4 protein-coding genes are annotated in these 3,436 nt (G+C 47.2%); all 4 read left to right on the forward strand.

Annotated features, from left to right (window positions below; all coding sequences use genetic code 11):
* Positions 1 to 176 precede the first annotated feature (176 nt).
* The 4 genes from HGO97_RS23540 (at position 177) to HGO97_RS24355 (ending at position 3,325) form a co-directional block, all read left to right on the forward strand.
* On the forward strand, positions 177 to 695 hold the full coding sequence (locus HGO97_RS23540; RefSeq protein WP_216245706.1) for a DUF6431 domain-containing protein: 519 nt from the start codon (positions 177 to 179) through the stop codon (positions 693 to 695).
* Between the two features lie 71 nt (positions 696 to 766).
* Positions 767 to 2,197 (forward strand): DDE-type integrase/transposase/recombinase, encoded by a 1,431-nt coding sequence (locus HGO97_RS23545; RefSeq protein WP_246597756.1) that lies wholly within the window; start codon positions 767 to 769, stop codon positions 2,195 to 2,197.
* The gene (locus HGO97_RS23550) at positions 2,169 to 3,005 is read left to right on the forward strand and encodes an ExeA family protein (RefSeq protein WP_330654337.1); all 837 of its coding nucleotides are present in this window, start codon (positions 2,169 to 2,171) and stop codon (positions 3,003 to 3,005) included. Before HGO97_RS23545 ends, HGO97_RS23550 begins: the two co-directional genes overlap by 29 nt.
* A 71-nt stretch (positions 3,006 to 3,076) precedes the next feature.
* Positions 3,077 to 3,325, forward strand: a complete 249-nt coding sequence (locus HGO97_RS24355; RefSeq protein ID WP_330654338.1) for a DUF6618 family protein — start codon at positions 3,077 to 3,079, stop codon at positions 3,323 to 3,325.
* Positions 3,326 to 3,436: the final 111 nt, after the last annotated feature.

Consider the following 3,436-nt stretch of genomic DNA (forward strand, 5'->3'; position numbering starts at 1 on the left):
TGTTATTGCCCGAATAAATTAGCAATCTTATGCTACACTTGATTGTCTCTGAAATGACCATTATACTGTCAATGAAGTATAAAAAGAAAGGGTTCCAGAGACCCTCCCTGCAAGATCGTCCCTGGAACCACGGTTTAAAACCATGGTTATTATATCAGATTATTCGATATCTTACAATGAGGATAAAAATATTTTTAGTTGAGAGCAGCGAGGATCCAATCTGCCCTGTCTGCGGCAGCCCTCTGAAATACAGGGATCATGTCCCACGTATAGTGAAAACCAGAGGCGGTGATGTAAGCTGGATACATATCCGGCGGTTAAAATGTACCAACGATCAGTGCCGGAAACTGCATCGGGAACTCCCAGATAAACTGGCTCCATACAAGCACTTTGAGACAGATGTTATATCAGGTGTTCTTGAAGGGAACATCACTCCGGATACCAAAGGGTATGAGGACCATCCGTGTGAAGCTGCCATGCAGTCCTGGCACCACTGGCTGAATGCCAACAGGCTCATGATAGATGGTACTTTAAAGTCAGCAGGCTACAGGCTCCTGGGATTCACAGAGGAACTTCTGACAGCCAGTGTCTCGCTGCTCGATCGATTGAAGTCAGATACCGCTGACTGGTTAAAGATCATCCTGCGCTTTATTTATAACTCAGGTAACTTTTTAAGACCTGTCTGGGACTGCTGATGATGCACCGACTTATTTTTTACTGTCATAACATCCAGGTGTAAGATGGCTTCAAAAGGAGGTAATCTTACATGATGAATATGACAGAACTACAAAATACACAATCTGCAAAACAATGGAGGGAAGATGCTGCCCTGGAGCGCTTTAAACTGATCTCTCCGCTCCTGGATGAAAATCTGGATACAGCCAAACGCTGTGAACTGCGGGAACAGATCGCAGCACAGAACAGCCTGTCTGCCAGAAGTTTATACCGTTATGAGAAAGCCTATCATACGGATGGCTTCGCAGGCCTGAAACCAATGGACCGGGAGATGCGCAGGCATCAGAACCGTCCGGAGAATTTCGGGGAACTTGTTGCGGAGGCGATCCAGCTTAAAAGGGAAGTCCCTTCCAGATCCGTTGCCCAGATCATCCTGATACTGGAGATGGAAGGAAGGGTAGCTCCTGGTATCCTGAAGCGTTCTACCATGCAGCGGTACCTGTACAACCGCGGATTCGGAAAGAAGCAGATGAAAAAATATGCGGAAGCCCGGAAAAGCTCTTCAAAACGCTTCTGCAAACCCCACAGGATGATGCTCCTTGAATCCGATATAAAATACGGATTACAGCTTCCAGTCGGACCCAAAGGAAAAAAAGTCCCTACTTATCTTGTAGTCATCATCGACAACCACTCAAGATATGTGCTTGAGGCAAGATGGTATGACCATCAGGAGGCTTCCATCGTGGAAGACTGCTATCACAGGGCGATCCTCAAATACGGGAAATGCTCAGCTGTATACCATGATAACGGAAAGCAGTTCGTATCCAGGGATCTGCTCAATTCCTTATCCCGTCTGGGGATCCGTGTATTAAGGGCAAAACCGTACTCCCCACAGTCTAAAGGAGGTGTTGAGGTCTTTAACCGCTTTGTAAATGCTTTCCTGGCAGAAGCAAAGGCCCAGAAGGTCCATACGATGGAAGACCTAAATGAACTCTGGTCACTATGGCTTGAAGACTACTACCATAAAAAACCTCATGAAGGCATTGAAGAATACTATAAATGCCTCCATTCCCCGGTCCCGTCCGGCGGGATCAGCCCGCAGCAGGAATGGAACCGGGATTCCAGGCCGCTCACCTTCCTGGATGCAGAAACTGTTGGCGAAGCCTTCATGCATCATGAAAAACGTACCGTAGACCAGGCAGGATGTATCAGTTTCCGTGGATATACATATGAAACGAGCACCAGCCTGATCGGGGCTTCCGTTGAGATATCCTATGATCCATTAAAACCGGATATCGTCACAGTATCTTACCCAGGAGTCCCTCCATTTCAGGCATCCCCCCTGCAGATGCCCGAGTATTGTGATCCCAGGCCATCCATTCCTGAATCTTTACTTCCGGCAGAACCGGAATGTTCAAGATTCCTGGAAGGCCTGAAACGCCAGCGTGAAAAAAATATACAGATGCAGGCCAATGCACTTTCCTTCAGCAGCTATGGAAAGGAGCGTGAAGACCATGTATGAGGCATACTTTGGAATGGAACACACCCCGTTTACACGTGATATCCCTCCGGGCTCCTTATATGAATCCCCATATGTTGCCGATGCCATCGGCAGGCTGACCTATGCTGCTGACCGCCAGCTTTTTGCGGTAGTTACCGCCGATGCAGGCTGTGGTAAATCCACCCTGATCAGGAAGTTTGTTGCCACCCTTCCAAAGGACAGTTACATTGTCCTATACCTGTCAGATTCAAAGCTGACCCCGCGCTGGTTCTACAAAGGGCTTCTGGACCAGCTGGGTATCGAATCCCGTTTTTACAGGGGCGATGCCAAGCGCCAGCTCCAGAACCAGATCGAGATCATCCGTGGTGTCCAGCACAAGAAAGTCATCTGTATCCTGGATGAAGCACATCTTCTGGAGAAGGAAACCATTGAAGAATTCCGTTTTCTCCTTAATTACCGTTTCGATTCCATGAGTCCCATGTCACTGGTACTGGCAGGGCAGACGGAACTTTGGGATAAACTGAAACTGCAGCGTTACGCTGCTGTCCGCCAGAGGATTGATATCAACTGCGTACTGCCGCATCTGGACCGTTCTGAAACAGAACTTTACATCCAGTCCCATCTTACATATGCTGCTGGAAGGGAGGACCTCTTTACAGACCATGCCATGGATGACATCTATAAAGAATCAGCCGGGATACCAAGAGCAATCAACCGCATTGCTGAAAAATGCCTAATGTACGCTTACCAGCAGAAAAAACGCCTGATCGATGAGCATATGGTCCGCTATGTTATAGACCATGAGATGCTGAAAGGCGGTGGAAACTAATAGGAACTATCACATTTACTGCCAAGGCATCACCCGGATCAAAAACCAGTTGGAAGGGAATTATCCGTCCTATCCAGCTTCAGCATGCCCCTTATGAAGTTGAAGTATCAGCGAGAGGCAGCTACTTTCACATGATAGTAGGCCGCCATTCTTACGGGAATTACATTTGTATTCCTAATTGGAATGTTGGAACGGAACTTTCTGCTTTATCTGATCTGTTTTGGAATCAAGAACGCCTGGGTAACACGGATCTCAAAAAAGTGGATGCCTGCAGTGTAGCCTATGCAATCATGGAACTATCCAAACATGTAAGTCTGTAATTCATGGGCAGGCAGATCACCTGCCTGCCCAAACACTAAATGACACAAATATGAGCTGTTTCCTGACAAATAAAAAAGTCAGTTTGGTGACAGTTCATGTGAGCAGTAACA

Source organism: Faecalicatena faecalis, from assembly GCF_012524165.2.
Classification (GTDB): domain Bacteria; phylum Bacillota; class Clostridia; order Lachnospirales; family Lachnospiraceae; genus Faecalicatena_A; species Faecalicatena_A faecalis.